Here is a 17,052-nt window from a genome sequence, read left to right as displayed (position 1 = left end):
TCCGCCGTGGTCGTTCAAACGGGCGCTGCGCCTGCGTCCAACGCGTTCTGGCGCCGCGCGCTGCGCCATCGCAGCTTCACGATCGGCGCGCTGCTCTGTCTGCTGGTGCTCGGCGCCGCGCTGCTGTCGCTGCTCTGGACGCCATGGTCGGCCTATGAGATCGATGTCGCGTCCAAATTGCGGCCGCCATCAGCAGCGCATTGGCTGGGCACCGACGTGCTCGGCCGCGACATCGTCTCGCTATTGCTGGTGGGTGCGCGCGCGACCATTCTGGTCGGCATCATCGCCGTCGGCATCGGTCTCACCTGCGGCGTCTGCCTTGGCCTGGTCGCAGCCGCGCAGCGCGGCTGGAGCGAGGAACTGATCATGCGCTTCAGCGACTTCACCTTCGCCTTTCCCGCGGTGCTGTCGGCGATCATGCTGGCGGCGGTGATCGGGCCGGGCATGGTGACGTCGATCACCGCGATCGGCATCTTCCAGATCCCGGTGTTCGTGCGCGTCACCCGCGGCTCCGCCGGTGCGGTCTGGGCGCGCGAGTTCATCCTGGCTGCGCGCGCCGCCGGCAAGGGCCGCTTCCGCATCACCATCGAGCACGTGCTGCCGAACATCTTGTCGATTCTGATCGTGCAGGCGACGATCCAGTTCGCGCTGGCGATCCTGGCGGAAGCGGCGCTGTCCTATCTGGGCCTCGGCACGCAGCCGCCGCAGCCGTCCTGGGGACGCATGCTGAACGATGCGCAGACCCTGTTGTTCCAGTCGCCGAGCCTCGCCGTGTATCCCGGTGCCGCCATCGCGCTCGCGGTGCTCGGCCTCAACCTGCTCGGCGACGGCCTGCGCGATCTGCTCGACCCACGGCTGGCGAGGCAGCGATGACGGTAGGCGATCAGCCTCTGCTCGATGTGTCGGGTCTCGGCATCCGCCTCAATACCAGCCGCGGCTCGGCGCAAGCCGTGCGCGAGGTCTCCTTCACGCTCCGGCGCGGCGAGACGCTCGGCATCGTCGGCGAGTCCGGTTGCGGCAAGTCGATCACGGCGCTCGCTCTGCTTGGCCTTCTGCCTGACAGCGCCGTCGTCAGCGGCAGCATCACGCTCGACGGCCGCGAGCTGGTCGGTCTCGGTGATGCCGATTACTGCAAGCTGCGCGGCAACCGCATCAGCATGATCTTTCAGGAGCCGATGACCGCGCTCAACCCGATGCATACGATCGGTCATCAGGTGGCCGAGCCGCTGCTGCGGCATATCGGCTGCACGGCGACCGAGGCGAAACGACAGGCGATCGCGCTCCTCGACCGCGTCGGTCTGCCGGATCCCGCCCGACGCTACGGCGCCTATCCGCACCAGTTCTCCGGCGGCCAGCGCCAGCGCATCACCATCGCGATGGCGCTCGCCTGCAAGCCCGACGTGCTGATCGCCGACGAGCCGACCACTGCGCTCGACGTCACCATCCAGCGCCAGATCCTCGACCTCATCGCCGATCTGGTCGCCGAGCGCGGCATGGCGATGATCTTGATCTCGCATGATCTTGGCGTCATCGCCGAGAACGTCCAGCGCATGATCGTGATGTATGGCGGCACGGTGGTCGAGAGCGGCACCACGGACGCCGTGTTCTCGCGCATGGGGCATCCCTACACGCAGGGCCTGTTCCGCGCGCGGCCGCGGCTCGGGGCCCGCAAGGGCACGCGCCTTGCGACCATCGCCGGTACCGTGCCGGAGCTCGCCGATCTGCCGGCCGGTTGTCCGTTCGCAGATCGCTGCGGGCTGGCGATCGACGCCTGTCGCACGGCGCTGCCGCCGTCGATCGAGATCGGCGCCGGGCACGGCGTCCGGTGCATCCGGACCGGCGTCGCGCTCGCGTGTGATCCGGCGGGAGTGGTCGCTTGAGCACCGCCGCGCAAGGAGTTGCAGAGACGCCGCTGCTCGAGGTCAGGGATCTCGTACAGCGCTACGCGCTGCCGCGCGAGAGTCTGCTGCGGCCGCCCGGCGAGGTGCTCGCGCTGAACGGCGTGTCACTGTCGTTGAAGGCGGGCAAGAGCCTCGGCATCGTCGGCGAGTCCGGCTCTGGCAAGTCGACCCTGGCGCGGCTGATCATGGCGCTGGAGCGGCCGTCAGCGGGATCGGTGCTGATGGTGGGCCGCGACCTCAACCGCCTCCCGGTGGATGAGCTGCGGCGGGCGCGCCGCGATTTCCAGATGGTATTTCAGGATCCGTACGGATCACTCGATCCGCGCCAGACCATTGCGCGCATCGTCGCCGAGCCGCTGACCGCTCTCGAACACCCGGATCGCGATTCTCTCCGCAGGCGCGTCGCGAGCGTGCTGCGGCAGGTCGGATTGCGCGATGCCGACATGGACAAATATCCGCATGAATTTTCCGGGGGGCAGCGCCAGCGCATCGCGATCGCGCGGGCCCTGATCACCCAGCCGAAGCTGATCGTCGCCGACGAGCCGGTGTCGGCGCTGGATGTCTCCGTGCAGGCGCAGGTTCTCAACCTGATGCAGGATCTGCAGGAGCAGTTCGGCCTGAGCTACGTGCTGATCAGTCATGATCTCGCGGTCGTCGACTATCTCTGCGACGAGGTTGCGGTGATGTATCTCGGCCGCATCGTCGAGCGCGGGCGGCCGGAGGACTTGTTCGGAAGTTGCGCGCATCCCTACACGCGGGCGCTCCTCGACGCCGTGCCGCGGGCCCAGGCCGGCGCGGTCCGGCGCCGTCGCGAGAGCGTTGCGATCGCTTCGCAATCCCTCGGCGCGGCCGGATGCGCCTACGCGCCGCGCTGTCTGCTCGCCGATGCCCAGTGCCGCGCGACGGCCCCCGCGTTGCGAGCGCTCACCGGACAGCATTCCGCTGCCTGCCATCGGGCGGAAAGCGTAATGGCGCTGCCGGCGCTCGTCGCAACGGAACTGCAGCCACTTGTCTCGAAGCCGCTTTGACGCGTAATTTGGCTTCCTCAGGGAGAAACAAACAATGTTCAAGAAACTATCGATCATCGCCATGGCCGCGCTCGTTGCGGCCGTCGCGCCGGCTCTCGCGCAGAGCAAGAAGGATAGCGTCGTTGTCGGCATGACCTTGGAGCCGCCGGGGCTCGATCCGACCAGCGCGGCCGCGGCGGCCATCGCCGAGGTGACGCTCTACAACGTCTATGAGACGCTGACCAAGATCAACGAGGACGGCTCGGTCTCGCCGCTGCTGGCCTCGAGCTGGCAGGCCTCGTCCGATCTGAAGAGCTACACGTTCAAGCTCGCCAAGGGCGTGAAATTCCAGAACGGCGAGGCGTTCGATTCCGCCGCGGTGAAGTTCTCGTTCGAGCGCGCCGGCGCCGCCAACAGCACCAACAAGGACAAGGCGCTGTTCCAGTCGATGGAGTCCGTGACGGCTCCCGACGCGGAGACCATCGTCGTCAAGCTGAAATATTCTGAGCCCAACCTGCCGTTCCTGCTCGGACAGGCCACCGCCTCGATCGTCGAGCCGAAGAGCGCGCCGACCAACGCGACGCAGCCGGTCGGTACTGGGCCGTACACGCTGGGTAGCTGGGCCAAGGGCTCGTCCCTGACCTTGAACAAATGGCCCGATTATCGCAACGCCGCAGCCGTGAAGCTGTCCAAGGTGACGATCCGCTTCATCTCCGATCCGGCGGCGCAGGTCGCTGCGCTGTTGTCGGGTGACGTCGATGCCTTCCCGCGCGGCACCACGGCGCGCACCATCGCGCAGTTCAAGTCCGACCCGCGCTTCACCGTGCTGATCGGCGGCTCAAAGGCGAAGACGATCGTCACCATCAACAACAAGAAGAAGCCGCTCGACGACGTCCGCGTCCGCCGCGCGATCCTTGCTGCGATCGATCGCAAGGCGATGGTCGAAGGCGCCGTCGACGGCCTGGGTACGCCGATCGGCAGCTTCTACGTGCCGGGCTCGCTCGGCTATGTCGACACCACCGACATCAATCCCTACGACCCGGAGAAGGCCAAGAAGCTGCTCGCCGAAGCCGGCGTGACCACGCCGCTGCAACTGTCGCTGCGGCTGCCGCCGCCGGCCTATGCGCGCCAGGGCGGTGAGGTGCTCGCGGCTCAATTGGCCAAGGTCGGCATCGTCGCCAAGATCGAGAATCTCGAATGGGCGGCGTGGCTGTCACAGGTCTTCAACGGACCGCATGATTTCGACCTGACCATCGTCTCGCATGTCGAGCCGTTCGATCTCGTGAAGTTCACCGACAAGAATTACTACTTCGGCTATCAGTCCGAGGCCTTTGACAAGCTCTACCAGTCGATCGTCGATACGCCGAACGAGACCGAGCGCGCCAAGCTGCTCGGCGATGCCCAGCGCATGCTGGCGACCGATGCCGCTGCGGGCTTCCTGTTCCAGCCGCAGTGGATCACAATCATCAACAAGAAGCTCAAGGGTGTCTGGAAGGACGTGCCGCAGTTCGAGAATGATTTCTCGAGCTGGTCGTGGGAATGATGACGACCCCGTTTCGCACGGCTTTGCGGTGACACTGCAGAATACAGCGCCCTCTCCCCTTGTGGGAGAGGGCATCGCAAGCCTGTCCGCAAACTCTGTCCTACTTGCCCTCTCCCATAAGGGAAGAGGGCGCAATAACGACCGCCGCGCTGTCTGGTCGAACGCAATACTTCAACTTGAGCGCTGAGGTGAGCCCCACGATCCTTGCCCAGTCAGTTCGGCCAATCGATCGGCGTGAAGCGCAACTGCCGCCGCCGCATCTCGGCCTGGAGCTCCTGCGCGTACTGCTTGGCCCGATCGCCGATCAAACGGTAGGGGCCTCCGATCCGGCTGTCGGCGGCCACCTGCTTTCGGACACTTTCGTAGTACGCCATCAAGCTTTCATCAGTCGAATTTACAAATCGCATCCACGCGCCCTCGCAACAAATCCCCTCGCTGCCAAGTTTGCACGGCTTTTCCGCCGCGGCAGCGACATAGGTTAACGTCCCTCGGTGGCAAAAGTTCCACTTGTGTTCCAGAGAGTTCCGGGTCGATTTCATCGATACGTTTGCCGAAATGTTTTCCGCGCGAGAACTTTCTGCTCCGATGCAGCTTGAGCCAAGACTGGAGCAGGGCGGCAATGCGCACCGAAGTCCTCGTCATAGGCGGCGGGCCAGCTGGACTGATGGCCGCGATTTACCTGGCCCGGTTCCGGCGTGAGGTCGTGGTCGTCGATGGCGGCGCATCGCGGGCAGCGCTGATTCCGCGGAGCCACAACCTGCCGGGGTTCCCGAACGGCGTGCCCGGAAGCGAGCTGCTCGCACGAATGCAGCGGCAGGTCGAGGAACTTCACGTTCCTATCGTCCGGAGGACGGTGAGCGCTCTCGAGACGCATGATGGAGATCTGGTCGCCACTCACGAGCGCGGTACGGTCGCGGCACAGCGCGTCATCCTCGCGACGGGTATCGTCGACAAGCAGACGCCGCTCGCCGATTGGAGAGTGGCGGTCCGTGACGGCGAGCTGCGCTATTGTCCGGTCTGCGACGGCTTTGAAACCATCGACCACAAGATCGCGATCGTGGGCGCGCTCGGTCACGCCGCTGGTAAGGCGCTGTTCATGCGCGTCTACAGTTCGGACGTCACCTTGATCCCGATCGATGATGAGCAGGATGCGGCGAAGCGGCAGGAGCTTGCCGCCGCCGGCGTCCGGGTGACGCCGCAACTTCATGCGTTGCAGCGCCGAAACGGTGCGATCGAGGCGTCATTCGTCGACGGCAGCAGCGAACGGTTCGAGATCGTGTATCCTGCGATGGGCGCCGATGTCCGCTCCGAGCTCGCCATCAAGCTCGGCGCGCGGCATACATCCGATGGCTTTCTCGAGGTCGATGCCAAGCAGCGCTGCGGCGTGGCGGGACTCTATGGCATCGGCGACGTCGTCACCGACCTGCATCAGATCGCGGTGGCATTCGGCCACGCCGCGGTCGCCGCCTGTCACGCGCATCATTCATTGCCGATGCGTCATGCGGATCCATCGGGGTAAGGCAGGCCTGGAATTGATCACAACCGGAAGTCGCGATATCATATGTAGGTGCCGTTTTCGTTGATGTGTCGGACCATGATTCATGGACAGAAGATCGGCGTGCATGACTGCGGCATTGAGCTGTCGCGAGGAGGCCGAACGCGATCCGGCTCGCCGCGATCTTTGGTTGCAGCAGGCGTCGAGATGGATGGCGCTGGCGGGCGAGCAGGCGGGGCATGCCCTGATCATCTGCGAGCATAGTGCCGCGGCGAGTCACGAGGCTCGTCGCTGATCGAGGCTATTGCAGCGTCGGATCGAGCCGGTCGCGCAGCCAGTCGCCGATCACCGAGACGGCGAGCGTCGTCACCACGATGGTGATCGCCGGTGCCAGCATGATCCATGGTGCACGCGTCAGATATTCGCGGCCATAGCCGACCATGTTGCCAAGGCTCGTCATCGGCGGCTGCACGCCGAGGCCGAGGAAGGAGAGACCGGACTCCAGCAGGATGACTTCGGGAAACACCAGCGTCATCGACACGATGAGGGTCGAGGCGATGTTCGGCAGGATGTGCCTGAGATAGACGCGCTGCGGCGTTGCGCCGAGCTGTCGGACGGCGGCGGCATAGCCTTGTGCATTGGCGGAGATGGCGAGGCCGCGCGCGATGCGCGCATAGCGCTCCCAGCCGAACAGGCCCATCAACCCGATCAAGAGCGGCAGCGAGTTGCCGAAGAAGGCGAGCACGGCGAGCGCCAGAATCAGGAACGGCATGCTGGCCTGGAAGTCCGCCAGCATCAGCACGGCCTGCTCGACCAGGCCGCGGAAATGCGCGGCGAGAAAGCCGAGCGTGGTGCCGGCGATGGCGGAGATCGCGGTCGCGCCGAACGCGATCAAGAGCGAAATCCGGATCGACACGATCAGACGCGACAGCACGTCGCGACCGAGCTCGTCGGTGCCGAGCCAATGCGCCGGGCTGCCCGGCAGCGACAGGCGATTGCGCAGATCGAATTTGGTGAAGCCATGCGGCGCGAGCTGATCGGCGAAGATCGCCAGCAGCAGCATCGCGACGATCCAGCCGACTGCGATGGTCACGGAGACGGGAATGTTCGGCCAGCACAGCCGCCGCGCGGCAGGCGATTTCAATGCAAGGTCGGTCATGCCTCGGCTCCCTTGCTACGCAGCCGCGGATCCAGCAGGCCGTAGAGGAAATCCACCATCAGGTTCGACGTGACCATGGTCATCGCCACCAGCAGCAGGATGCATTGCACGACCGCGAGGTCGCGGTTGGCGACGGCGACGACCAGGAGACGGCCGACGCCGGGCCAGGAGAACACGCTCTCGACGACGACCGCGCCGGCGATCAGGCTGCCGACCATGAAGCCGAGAATGGTGACGGTGGGGATCGCCGCGTTGGGCAGCGCGTGATCCGTGATCACCCGGCGCCACGGCACGCCCTTGGCCGACGCCGTTCTGATGTAGGGCTGGCCGAGAATTTCCAGCATGGCGCTGCGCGTGAACCGCGCCAGCACCGCGGCGCCGCCGAAGCCGAGCGTCACGATCGGCAGGATGGCGTGCCGCCACGAGTCCTGTCCGCCCGACGGCAGCCAGCCGAGCTGCACGGCGAAGATCAGCACCAGGATCAGGGCCAGCACGAAGCTCGGCACCGTGAAGCCCGCCACCGCCGTGATCATCACGGCGCGGTCGATCGCCGATCCCCGATGCAGCGCGGCGTAGATGCCGGCGGGAATGCCGAGCAGCACTTTCAGCAGGAACGCCGGAATGGTCAGCGCCAAGGTCGCGGGGATGCGCTCGATGACGAGCTGGATCGCGGGCCGGCCGTCGCGCATCGAGCGTCCGAGCTCGCCCTGGCCGATCGCCTTGAAGTAGTCGAGATACTGCATCCAGATCGGATGATCGAGACCCCACGCCTTGCGGAAGGCGGCGATGACCTCGGGCGGCGCCTCGGGCCCCATGATCATCAGCGCGGGATCGCCCGACAGCCGGAGCACGATGAAGGCGAAGGTGACGACGAGCGCGATGGTCAGCAGCGCGCGCGCCAGGCGGATGGCGAAATAGCGCAGCATCACGCGGCGACCTCGGTCTGCGACTGCGGCCCCGAAACGAGATGACAGGCCACCTGGCGCTGCCGATCCAGGGCGGCGAGCGCGGGCAACTCGTTGGCGCAGCGGGCGGTCGCGTGGCTGCAGCGCGGGTGGAAGGCACAGCCGGCGGGGCGCGCCGCCGGATTCGGCGGGTCGCCCGTCAGTACGATGCGGCTGGTGCTGCGGCGTCCCGGAGCAGGGGAAGCGGACACCAGCGCCTGCGTGTAGGGATGTTGCGGCCGCGCGAACAGGTCGTCGGCATCGCCATATTCGACGATGCGGCCGAGATACATCACGGCCACCTTGCTGCTGATCTGCCGGACGACGCGCAGATCATGGCTGATGAACAGCATCGTCAGACCGAGCCGGGCCTGGAGATCGACCAGCAGGTTCACCACCTGCGCCTGGATCGAGACGTCGAGCGCGCTGACCGGTTCGTCGCAGACGAGGAAGTCGGGCTTGGTCGCCAGCGCACGGGCGAGCACGATGCGCTGGCGCTGACCGCCCGACAGCGCGCCGGGATAGCGGGCGCCATGGCCGTCGTTGAGATCGACAGCCTGGAGCAGCTCATGCACGCGCGCGTCGCGCTCGGCGGCCGTGCCGATGTCGTGGATGTCGAGCGGCTCGCGGATCTGCGCGGCAACGGGAAGTCGTCGATCGAGCGCGCCGAGCGGATCCTGGAAGATCATCTGCATGCGCGCGCGCTGGGCGCGCCACGCCGCCGAGCCTGGTGCTGCGATCGGGGCGCCGTCGAAGCGCACACTGCCGCGGTCGGGCGGCTCGAGACCGAGCACCATGCGTCCGGTGGTGGATTTGCCGGAGCCGGACTCGCCGACGATACCGAGCGTCTCGCCCTTCTGGATCGAGAAGCTCAGGCCGTCGACGGCGTGGACGGATGCGGCGCGTCCGAACAGGCCGGTCCTCATCCGATAGGTGCGCGAGATCGCCTGGACCTCGACCAGCGGCGCTGTCATTCGGCGGCGAGCTCCATCGGCAGGCGCTGCGGCCGCAGGCAGGCCACCGCGCGGTCCGGCTCGACCGGCGCCAGCGGCGGCACGCCGGCATGGCAGCCGTCGCCGGCAAACGTGCAGCGCGGCGCGAAGGCGCAGCCGCTGGGCAGCGCGCGCGGATCAGGCACCGTTCCGGGAATGGCCTGCAGCCGCCGCCTGATGCCATCGAGCGGCGGCAGCGCGCCGATCAGGCCCTGCGCATAAGGGTGCCAGGGATCATCGAACAGCCGCGCCGCGGGCGCGCGCTCGACGATGCGGCCGGCATACATCACGCAGACGCGGTCGCAATTCTCCGCGACGACGCCGAGGTCATGGCTGATCAGGACCATCGCCATGTTGAACTCGCGCCGGATGGCCGACAGCAGATCGAGGATCTGCGCCTGGATGGTGGCGTCGAGCGCGGTGGTGGGCTCGTCGGCGATCAGCAGCTCGGGCTGTCCGGCCAGCGCCATTGCGATCATGATGCGCTGGACTTGGCCGCCGGAGAACTCGTGCGGATAGGCGGACAGCCGGCGTGCCGCATCGGGGATGCCGACGAGATCGAGCAGCCTGAGCGCCTCGGCCCGCGCAGCCTCGCCGCGCAGCCCGCGGTGCAGCGCGAGGCTTTCGCACAACTGGCGCCGGATCGTGAGCACCGGATTGAGCGCGCTGGCGGGATCCTGGAAGATCATCGCGATGCGGCGGCCGCGCACCTGGTCGAGCACCTTGCCGTCAGCGCCGAGCAGTTCGCGGCCTTCGAGCCTGGCCGAGCCTGATACTTTCGCCTTGCAGGGCAGGAGACCCAGCGCCGCGAGCCACGTCACCGACTTGCCGGATCCGGACTCGCCGACGAGGCCGATGGCCTCGCCCCTGCCGACGTCGAGATCGATGCCGTGCAGCACCGGCGTGCCGTCGAAGGCGACCTTCAGTTCGGAGATGCTGACCAGCGGCGCCACGGCGTCACGCACCGTAGTTGCCGGTGCGGAAGTCCATCGCGAAGGCCGGCGAGGCCTTCCACTTGATCGACTTCGGCTTGGCGGTGAAGGTCGCGTTCTGGTGCAGCACCGTGTAGGCGGGGTCCTCGCGCTCGGCGATCTCCAGCATGCGGCGGAACGCCTTCTTGCGCGCCTCGCGATCGGTCGAGGTCTCCAGGAATTCGGAAAGACGATTGAGCTCGTCATTGCTCCATTCGCCGACCTGCTGCTGCTGGCCGTTGGGGCCATGCTGGGCGACGAGCGAGGAGACGGGATCGTTGAACGCGGCCGAGTTGGACCAGTCGCGCACCGCGCGGGTCGGAGCGCGCTCGAGAATCTGGGACCAGTTCTCCTTGGTCTCGATCTGAACGTTGAGGCCGACCGCCTGCCACATCTCGACCAGCACCTGCGCGGTCGCGACCTGGTTGGTGTAGTAGTTGTTGAGCAGTCGATACGGGATCGGGTCACCCTTGTAGCCGGCCTGCTTGAGCAGGTCCTGTGCCAGCTTCGGATCGAATGCCGGCACGCTCCAGTCGGCGATGAACATGTCGCCGTAGAATTCCCACTGCAGGCCCTTCGGCACCCGGGTGCGGCCGGCCCACAGGCTGTCGACGATGGCCTGGCGGTCGATCGCATGGGTGAAGGCGCGGCGCACCAGCGGATTGGCGAGCTGCGGGTGGTTCTTGTCGAACACGGTGAGACGGTGATTGAGGATGGTGCCGCCCTGGACCTCGAACGCCGCGTTCTTCTCGATGCCGGCGATCTGGTCCGGCGGGATGTCGCAGGCGAACTGATATTCGCCAGACAGAAGCCCGTTGATGCGGCTCGCGACCTCCGGCACTTCCAGGAATCGGATGCGCTTCAGCGGCGGACGGCCGCCCCAATATTCGTCATGGGCTTCGAGCGTCAGCGACACGTCCGGCTTGAACTCGACGATCTTGTAGGGACCCGTCGTGATCGGCTTGCGCGCCCAGTCGAGATAGCTCGCCGCTTCCTCCCAGCCGCGCCGGCTCATGATGTCGGAGCCATAGCGCATCAGGCGGCCTTCGATGGTCACGTCGGGCGTCGCGTTGACGAAGCGCACGGTGTATTTGTCGACGGCGTCGACGCGAACCAGATCCGGCCACATCCGGCGCGCGACGCCAATCACGTCCGGCGGCAGCTCCTTGCCCGGGCGCGGCGTCGGGATCTTCTCGAAGGCCTTGATGGTGGTGCGGCTCTTGGCCTCGCTGTCGCCGAACATGCGCTCGCGGCTGAACGAGAACACGACGTCCTCGGACGTCATCTCGTCGCCATTGTGGAACTTGACGCCCTGGCGCAGCTTCAATTCGACGGTCTGGTCGTCGATGCGCTTCCACTCGGTGGCGAGGCCGGGGACGGCTTCGAGATTGCCGCGGAAGTTCTTCGAGATCAGGCTTTCCCACAGCGACGAGTAGAACACGCGCTCGCCGACATTGGACTGCTCGCGCAGCACGTCGAGCACGTTCGAATTGGTCACCTTCTGCACGGCGATGGTGACCGAGGGTCGGTTGTCTCCCTGCGCGATCGACACGCGCGGCAGGATGAAGCTGCCGCCGATCGCGGCGCCGGCGCCGAGCAGGCCGCGGCGGGTGAGCTTGGTCATGGCAATCTCTCTAGGGTGCGAGGTTGTCAGGAAATGACGGTCGTTGGCTTACTGAGCGAGGCCGAGCGCGGCGAGGTGCGCTGCGCCGGCTTTGACGTGATCGTGGTTGCGCAATTCGAGGATCAGGCGCGGATTGGAGCTGAGCTTCGCCAAAGCGCGGAACACGGCGATCCAGCGAATGTTGCCTTCGCCGGGCGCCCAGTGTCGGTCGGCATAGCCGTCGGTGTCCTGCAGATGCACATGGGTCAGCATGTCGCCGGCGGCATCGACATAGTAGTCGACCGGCGGCGCGCCGGTGGAATGATGCGCGTAGTTGGCATGGCCGGTGTCGAGCGACACGCGCACTTTGCTGCTGCCCAGCGCCTTGGCAAGCGTGACGCGATCCAGCGGATCCTTGTCCTCGATGTTCTCGATCACCAGCTCGCAATTGGCCTGCTCGGCCGAGGCGATGACGTCGGACAGCGTCGCACGGACACGCTCGATCAGCGCCTCGCGATTGTCCGGCAGCATGTCGATGTTGTTGTAGTCCCAGGTCGTGTAGGGCGAGTGGATCACCATCTGGGTGGCGCCGAGGAACTCTGCGACTTCCAGGCCCTGCAGCAGCCGCTTGGTCACCGCGCGGCGGATCATCGGATCGTGGCTGGCGATGGTGAAGCCCCAGAACGGGCCGTGGATGCCGAGCCGGCCGGTATGGCCCGACAGCATCGACTTGATATCCTTGGCGGTGCCGCGCCAGTCGCTGTCGAGCAGGTCGGCGCGGAAGAAGTCCTGGATCTCGAGATCCCGCTGGCGCTCGAGCAGCCAGTCGGTGTGGGCCGGAATCGATTTGACGGAGAGGGCGGCGCCCAGGACAGGCAGCGTGGCGGACATTTGGCGAGATCCCTTCTTGAGACCTCGTGAGCGCTAGCGGAGTTCGATGACGCCCCCATGAAGGGCTGTGGATGGCGACCGCGACATCTTGTGTGGTTGAGCCCGCGGCAGGCCGCAGTCGTTCTATTCCTGGGGTAGACGAACGCGCTCGGGATCTACTTGACGTAGCCGCGGGAATTGCAACAATGCGGCAAAAAAGGGGATGTGCGATGACGGTGCGGCGGGCAATCCTTGGCGCGATGCTGTCGGTCCTGATACTGACCTCAGTGGCGCTGATCGAGGCGTCCTTGATAGCGGCTGCCTACGCGAAGGGACCGTATGGCACGATCTCGGTCGCCGGATGGTCGGGCGGCGCCTATACTGACGACAACACCGGCAAGTTCTCCAGCTGCATTGCCTCGGCGAGCTACAAGAGCGGCATCAATTTCGGCGTGCTCGCGCTGCCGACCTACAATTGGGCGCTCGCCTTCATTCATCCGAGCTGGTCGCTGTCGCAGGGGCAGAAGTTTCCCATCGTGCTCAGCTTCGACGGCCGCAATTCGTACAACGTCGAGGGCTCGGTCTGGTCGGCCAACATGGTCGTGGTTCCGATGCCGAACGATTCCAGCCTGATCAAGGCGTTCCGGGCGGCGCGGACGATGTCCGCCTTCGCACAGGGCAACCTGTTCCAGTTCGATCTCAACGGCACCTCCGTGCTGTTGCCCTCGCTGGCGAACTGTGTGCGCATGATCAATGCCGGTGGGATGGCCGCGGCGACGAACTTCACGGTGCAGCCCGGCGCCGCTTCGGCGCAGCGTCAGGCCGCGCCCCCCGTCGCGACCACGCCGGCCGCGACGGCGAGCGTGCAGCCGGCACGTGCGTCCGAGGATTCGCCCGAGCTGCAGCTCGAGGCGATGCAGATCGCCTCCAACTTCATTCTGAAGGCGGCGCTGTCGCATCCGGCGATCCTCGGCGGCGGCGAACGGCCGGTGTGGCTGACCGCAGGCGGCGTCGCCTGGAAGGCGGACAATGCCACCGGCTTCGTTCGGATCGTGCCGCCGCAGCGCAACCTGGACGGCCTCGAGGTCGCTGCCACGATCATCGGCAACGACGCCCGCGACTGCAAAGGCAAGTTCATCTCCGCCCGCAACAGCGAGCTGGTCGACAGCGCGGTGGTGTTCCGCGGCATGTCGTCCTGCGAGGACAGCGAGAAGTCGGACATCGCCGAGTACTTCATCTTCCCGCGCAAGGCGGGCGGCTTCGTCCTGTTCTCCGTGATCACGCCGACCAAGCCGGTCAGCGGCGGCGGCCAGCAGTTGCAGACGCGCGAGGAAGCCAACGCCAACTTTCGCAAGGCGGCGTTCACATCCATCGCGAAGTAGGCTGCCTCCGCTCGCTGAGCCTGCCGTGGCTCATTTGCGTGTTACCCCCGTGCCTGCTTCGGCCGCCTGACCGCACGCACCTTGCCGCTGCCGCCGCCGCCGCAATACAGCGTCTCGCTCCCGTCGGACTCCATGCCGGAGACGCCGGTGCCGACCGGCATGTCGAGCTGATCGAGCACCTCGCCGGTCGCGGGATCGATGCGCCTGATGTCGCTGACATCGTCCTCCCAGGTGCCGTGCCAGAGCTCGCCATCCACCCAGGTCACGCCGGTGACGAAGCGCGTGCAGGAAATGCTGCGCAGGATCTGCCCAGTTGCCGGGTCGATCTGGTGGATCTTGCGGTCGCGATAGGCACCAACCCAGAGCGCCCCTTCAGCCCAGGCCAGCCCGGAATCGCCACCGCCCGAGGGCGCCGGGATCGTCGCGAGCACGCGGCCACTGTCGGGATCGACCTTGTGGATGCGATCTTCGGCGATCTGATAGAGATGCTTGCCATCGAAGGCGGTCCCGGCATGCGAGGGCACGTCGAGCGACTTGCGGACCGCGCCGTCGGCAGGATCGAACGCCTTGATGCTGGCGCCGGTCGCAATCCACACCTGCTTGCCGTCATAGCTGACGCCGTTGACGCGGTCGGTGCCGTCGAACGGGCCGTATTCGCGGATGATCTCTGCAGGTGCGCGTGTCATGATCTTCTCCATTGCTGACGGCCGAACGCTAATCGAGCGACGACCACGCCGGGAGTAACAAGCTGGTCGCGAATGCCGGCACCACCGGACAGGTCCAGCGCTGCGCGCGGCCGCGGCCGAACGACTGGACCTTGCCGGACAGAGCGAGCGCGTCGAGCGCGCGCTGCATCGTGCGCTGGCTGGCGCCGAGCGCCAGCGCAAGGCCGGAGCTCGACCACGCCTCGCCGTCGGCGAGGCAGGCGAGCACGGGCGCATTCTCGTCCTCGATCGGCTGTGCCAGTACGACGACGCGGCGGCCATCGCGCGGCAGCAGGGCAAAGCCGTCGCGCGTCGCATTGACGTCGGCCATGTCTTTCAAGAGCCGGCGCAAGCGCCCGATCTCGACACGCAAGCGGGCGCGATGCGACTCATCGGCTTCCTTGCCGCGGAAAGCCGCGGCGATCAGCTCCGATCGCGAGACATCATCGGGCGTCGCCTCCGCCAGCCTGCGGGCGAGAGCAAACAACACCGGACGCCGCGCCAACGGCACGACGAGGCTGCCCTGGCGCACCACGAGCCGGCAGGCATCGACGATCAGGCCGTCGGATCGGAAGAGCGCTTCGACCTCATCGAGCTGCAGCAGCCGTTGCTCGCCTCCTCGGATCAAGCGAGCGGCCGGCGCGGACAGCGTGGCCGCGAGCCGCTCGACCTCGGCTTGCAGCTCCGGACTCCGCGTCCGCCAGGCCATGGCTCCGGCCCGCTCGAGCGCCGCCTGCGCCGCCTTGGTCTGCAGGCGGCGCAGCGCCAGGCCGGCGACGATCAGTTCATAGATGGTGCGCGCCGCCGGCTGCAGCGGTGAGGGATCGAGATCGGCGAGCCCCCGCTCGGCGTCATCGAGGTGGCCGATGAGGACCATGCGCCGGATTTCGAGGCTCCGCGCATAGGCGGCATTGGTGCGGTCGCCGTGCTGCTCCAGCGTTGCGCGCGCCTCGGCCAGCGCCTTCGTCGGCCATGACAGATCGCGCGCCGCCAGCGCGATCTCGGCCTCCGCCACGGCGCAGCGGGCGCGCGCCATGGCCGCCTTCGGGCCGAAGCTGCGCGCGGCCTGGCGCAGCAGCGCCTTCGCCCTGATGACATCGCCGAGCCTGGCCATCGCGATGCCGCGCAGCGCCAGCGCCGGCGGATCGTCGCGCAGCGCGACGCGATTGAGCGCGCCGAGCGGATCACCCGCGGCCAGCGCCTGTGCCGCCGCCGAGATCAGCGAGTCCATGCAAATCCCGCCACACTTGTCACTCCGCATTCCTCCCGCGGCGATCCTAGTCTCAGATGCGGTCAACACGCAAAAGGAACACCGACATGACCATGCATCTCACCGGAACTCGCGAAGACTGGCTCAAGGCACGCCTCGATTTGCTGCAGGCCGAGAAGGAGTTCACCCGCCGCGGCGATGAACTGGCGCAGCGTCGCCAGGCCTTGCCCTGGGTGCGCGTCGATAAGGCCTATCGCTTCGATACCGAGGAGGGGCCTGCCAGCTTGCCCGATCTGTTCCAGGGCCGCTCGCAGCTGCTCGTCTATCACTTCATGTTCGGCCCCGACTTCCAGGCCGGCTGCCCGTCCTGCTCGATGATCTCCGACGGCTTCAACGGCTTCCAGGTCCATCTCGCCAATCACGACGTGATGCTGTGGGCGGTGTCGCGCGCGCCGCTGGCGAAGCTCAGGGCCTACAAGAGCCGCATGGGCTGGAGCTTCCCCTGGGCGTCGTCGGCGAGCAGCGATTTCAACTTCGACTTCAATGTCGCGATCACCGAGGAGCAGCAGCGCCAGGGGGGCAGCGAGTACAACTACCGCACCAGCCCGCCGATGAAGCCGTCCGACGTCCCGGCCATGGTGGCGGAAGTCGCCGCCGGCACGGGCACGGACGGCGCCACCTTCATGCGCGACCGCCCGGGCATGAGTGCCTTCATTGTCGAAGACGGCGTCGTCTACCACACCTATTCGAGCTACGCCCGTGGCCTCGATGGGCTGTGGGGCGCCTATCAGTGGCTCGACCGCGCGCCGAAGGGCCGCAACGAGCAGGGCGTGTGGTGGCGCCGCCGCGACGAATACGCGGCACGCTGAGAGCAGGGAGCGAAGCCATGGCGTTCGTCCCGTCCAAGCGGCGCGTGATGCCGGACCTCGCTGAGGCACTCCGCTTTGCTGCGGCGCCGACCTTCGCGTTGATGGCGGTGCTGAACGCCATGGCCCGCGACGGCCGGGCAGATATGATCTGCTCGGCGATGCCAGCGGGCGCGCCGCTCGGCGACATGACGGTCATGTATCTGCTGATGAGCGCGTTTCACTTGGTGCCGTGGCTGAAGCGGATGCGGCGGAGCCTGCCGAGGGCGAGGTCCGCCGGGGCTCGATCGCAGCAGCCTTTGAGTTAGTTCGGCGTCGACCAGCGTTGGTTGCCGAGAGAGACCCCTCACCTGAGCGAGCCCGCGGGTGGGCCGGCGATGCCCTCTCCTACAAGGGGCGAGGGCG

The 17,052-nt window shown here is 66.8% G+C and carries 17 protein-coding genes; 8 read left to right on the top strand and 9 right to left on the bottom strand.

The window, feature by feature from the left end; all coding sequences use genetic code 11:
- Window positions 1-6 precede the first annotated feature (6 nt).
- From QW861_RS14385 to QW861_RS14370, 4 genes are read left to right on the top strand one after another with little or no spacing between them, the layout of a single operon-like run.
- Window positions 7-873 (top strand): ABC transporter permease, encoded by an 867-nt coding sequence (locus QW861_RS14385; protein WP_316172552.1) that lies wholly within the window; start codon window positions 7-9, stop codon window positions 871-873.
- Window positions 870-1,880: an ABC transporter ATP-binding protein gene (locus QW861_RS14380; RefSeq protein ID WP_315714263.1), complete on the top strand. Its 1,011-nt coding sequence runs from the start codon at window positions 870-872 to the stop codon at window positions 1,878-1,880. The genes QW861_RS14385 and QW861_RS14380 overlap by 4 nt, the downstream gene beginning before the upstream one ends.
- Entirely contained in the window at window positions 1,877-2,929 is a 1,053-nt protein-coding gene (locus tag QW861_RS14375) for an oligopeptide/dipeptide ABC transporter ATP-binding protein (RefSeq protein WP_316172551.1), read from the top strand. Before QW861_RS14380 ends, QW861_RS14375 begins: the two co-directional genes overlap by 4 nt.
- A 34-nt stretch (window positions 2,930-2,963) precedes the next feature.
- Window positions 2,964-4,451 carry an ABC transporter substrate-binding protein gene (locus tag QW861_RS14370; protein ID WP_316172550.1) on the top strand — a complete coding sequence of 496 codons (1,488 nt, stop codon included), beginning with the start codon at window positions 2,964-2,966 and terminating at the stop codon, window positions 4,449-4,451.
- Window positions 4,452-4,663: 212 nt separating this feature from the next.
- Here the strand turns inward: QW861_RS14370 and QW861_RS14365 are convergent, their stop codons facing one another.
- Entirely contained in the window at window positions 4,664-4,825 is a 162-nt protein-coding gene (locus QW861_RS14365) for a hypothetical protein (protein WP_315714266.1), read from the bottom strand.
- Window positions 4,826-5,070: 245 nt separating this feature from the next.
- Between QW861_RS14365 and QW861_RS14360 the strand changes: the two genes are divergently transcribed.
- A complete protein-coding gene (locus tag QW861_RS14360) occupies window positions 5,071-5,970 on the top strand; it encodes an NAD(P)/FAD-dependent oxidoreductase (RefSeq protein ID WP_316172548.1) in 900 nt (299 codons plus the stop codon).
- A 277-nt stretch (window positions 5,971-6,247) separates the two neighbouring features.
- Here the strand turns inward: QW861_RS14360 and QW861_RS14355 are convergent, their stop codons facing one another.
- From QW861_RS14355 to QW861_RS14330, 6 genes are read right to left on the bottom strand one after another with little or no spacing between them, the layout of a single operon-like run.
- Complete coding sequence (locus tag QW861_RS14355) at window positions 6,248-7,105, bottom strand: ABC transporter permease (protein ID WP_316172547.1); 858 nt, start codon at window positions 7,103-7,105, stop codon at window positions 6,248-6,250.
- Window positions 7,102-8,031 (bottom strand): ABC transporter permease, encoded by a 930-nt coding sequence (locus tag QW861_RS14350; RefSeq protein ID WP_315714392.1) that lies wholly within the window; start codon window positions 8,029-8,031, stop codon window positions 7,102-7,104. Before QW861_RS14350 ends, QW861_RS14355 begins: the two co-directional genes overlap by 4 nt.
- Window positions 8,031-9,023: an oligopeptide/dipeptide ABC transporter ATP-binding protein gene (locus tag QW861_RS14345; protein ID WP_316172546.1), complete on the bottom strand. Its 993-nt coding sequence runs from the start codon at window positions 9,021-9,023 to the stop codon at window positions 8,031-8,033. Before QW861_RS14345 ends, QW861_RS14350 begins: the two co-directional genes overlap by 1 nt.
- Window positions 9,020-9,994 (bottom strand): ABC transporter ATP-binding protein, encoded by a 975-nt coding sequence (locus QW861_RS14340; RefSeq protein WP_316172605.1) that lies wholly within the window; start codon window positions 9,992-9,994, stop codon window positions 9,020-9,022. Before QW861_RS14340 ends, QW861_RS14345 begins: the two co-directional genes overlap by 4 nt.
- Window positions 9,995-9,998: 4 nt before the next feature.
- Window positions 9,999-11,636, bottom strand: a complete 1,638-nt coding sequence (locus tag QW861_RS14335) for an ABC transporter substrate-binding protein (RefSeq protein WP_315714271.1) — start codon at window positions 11,634-11,636, stop codon at window positions 9,999-10,001.
- Between the two features lie 48 nt (window positions 11,637-11,684).
- Window positions 11,685-12,506 carry a sugar phosphate isomerase/epimerase family protein gene (locus QW861_RS14330; RefSeq protein ID WP_316172545.1) on the bottom strand — a complete coding sequence of 274 codons (822 nt, stop codon included), beginning with the start codon at window positions 12,504-12,506 and terminating at the stop codon, window positions 11,685-11,687.
- Window positions 12,507-12,715: 209 nt separating this feature from the next.
- Between QW861_RS14330 and QW861_RS14325 the strand changes: the two genes are divergently transcribed.
- Window positions 12,716-13,867 carry a hypothetical protein gene (locus tag QW861_RS14325; protein ID WP_316172544.1) on the top strand — a complete coding sequence of 384 codons (1,152 nt, stop codon included), beginning with the start codon at window positions 12,716-12,718 and terminating at the stop codon, window positions 13,865-13,867.
- Window positions 13,868-13,908: 41 nt separating this feature from the next.
- Here QW861_RS14325 and QW861_RS14320 read toward each other — a convergent pair whose 3' ends face one another.
- A complete protein-coding gene (locus QW861_RS14320; RefSeq protein ID WP_316172543.1) occupies window positions 13,909-14,553 on the bottom strand; it encodes a PQQ-binding-like beta-propeller repeat protein in 645 nt (214 codons plus the stop codon).
- A gap of 28 nt (window positions 14,554-14,581) precedes the next feature.
- Entirely contained in the window at window positions 14,582-15,802 is a 1,221-nt protein-coding gene (locus QW861_RS14315; RefSeq protein ID WP_316193204.1) for a helix-turn-helix domain-containing protein, read from the bottom strand.
- A gap of 86 nt (window positions 15,803-15,888) precedes the next feature.
- Between QW861_RS14315 and QW861_RS14310 the strand changes: the two genes are divergently transcribed.
- Complete coding sequence (locus QW861_RS14310) at window positions 15,889-16,650, top strand: DUF899 domain-containing protein (protein WP_316193203.1); 762 nt, start codon at window positions 15,889-15,891, stop codon at window positions 16,648-16,650.
- 17 nt (window positions 16,651-16,667) lie between these two features.
- Complete coding sequence (locus QW861_RS14305) at window positions 16,668-16,955, top strand: hypothetical protein (RefSeq protein ID WP_316193202.1); 288 nt, start codon at window positions 16,668-16,670, stop codon at window positions 16,953-16,955.
- The last annotated feature ends 97 nt before the right edge of the window (window positions 16,956-17,052 follow it).

Source organism: Bradyrhizobium sp. SZCCHNRI1029, from assembly GCF_032487555.1.
GTDB lineage: Bacteria > Pseudomonadota > Alphaproteobacteria > Rhizobiales > Xanthobacteraceae > Bradyrhizobium.
The sequence above is the reverse complement of the archived record's forward strand: the minus strand, read 5'-3'. Positions and strand labels throughout refer to the sequence as shown.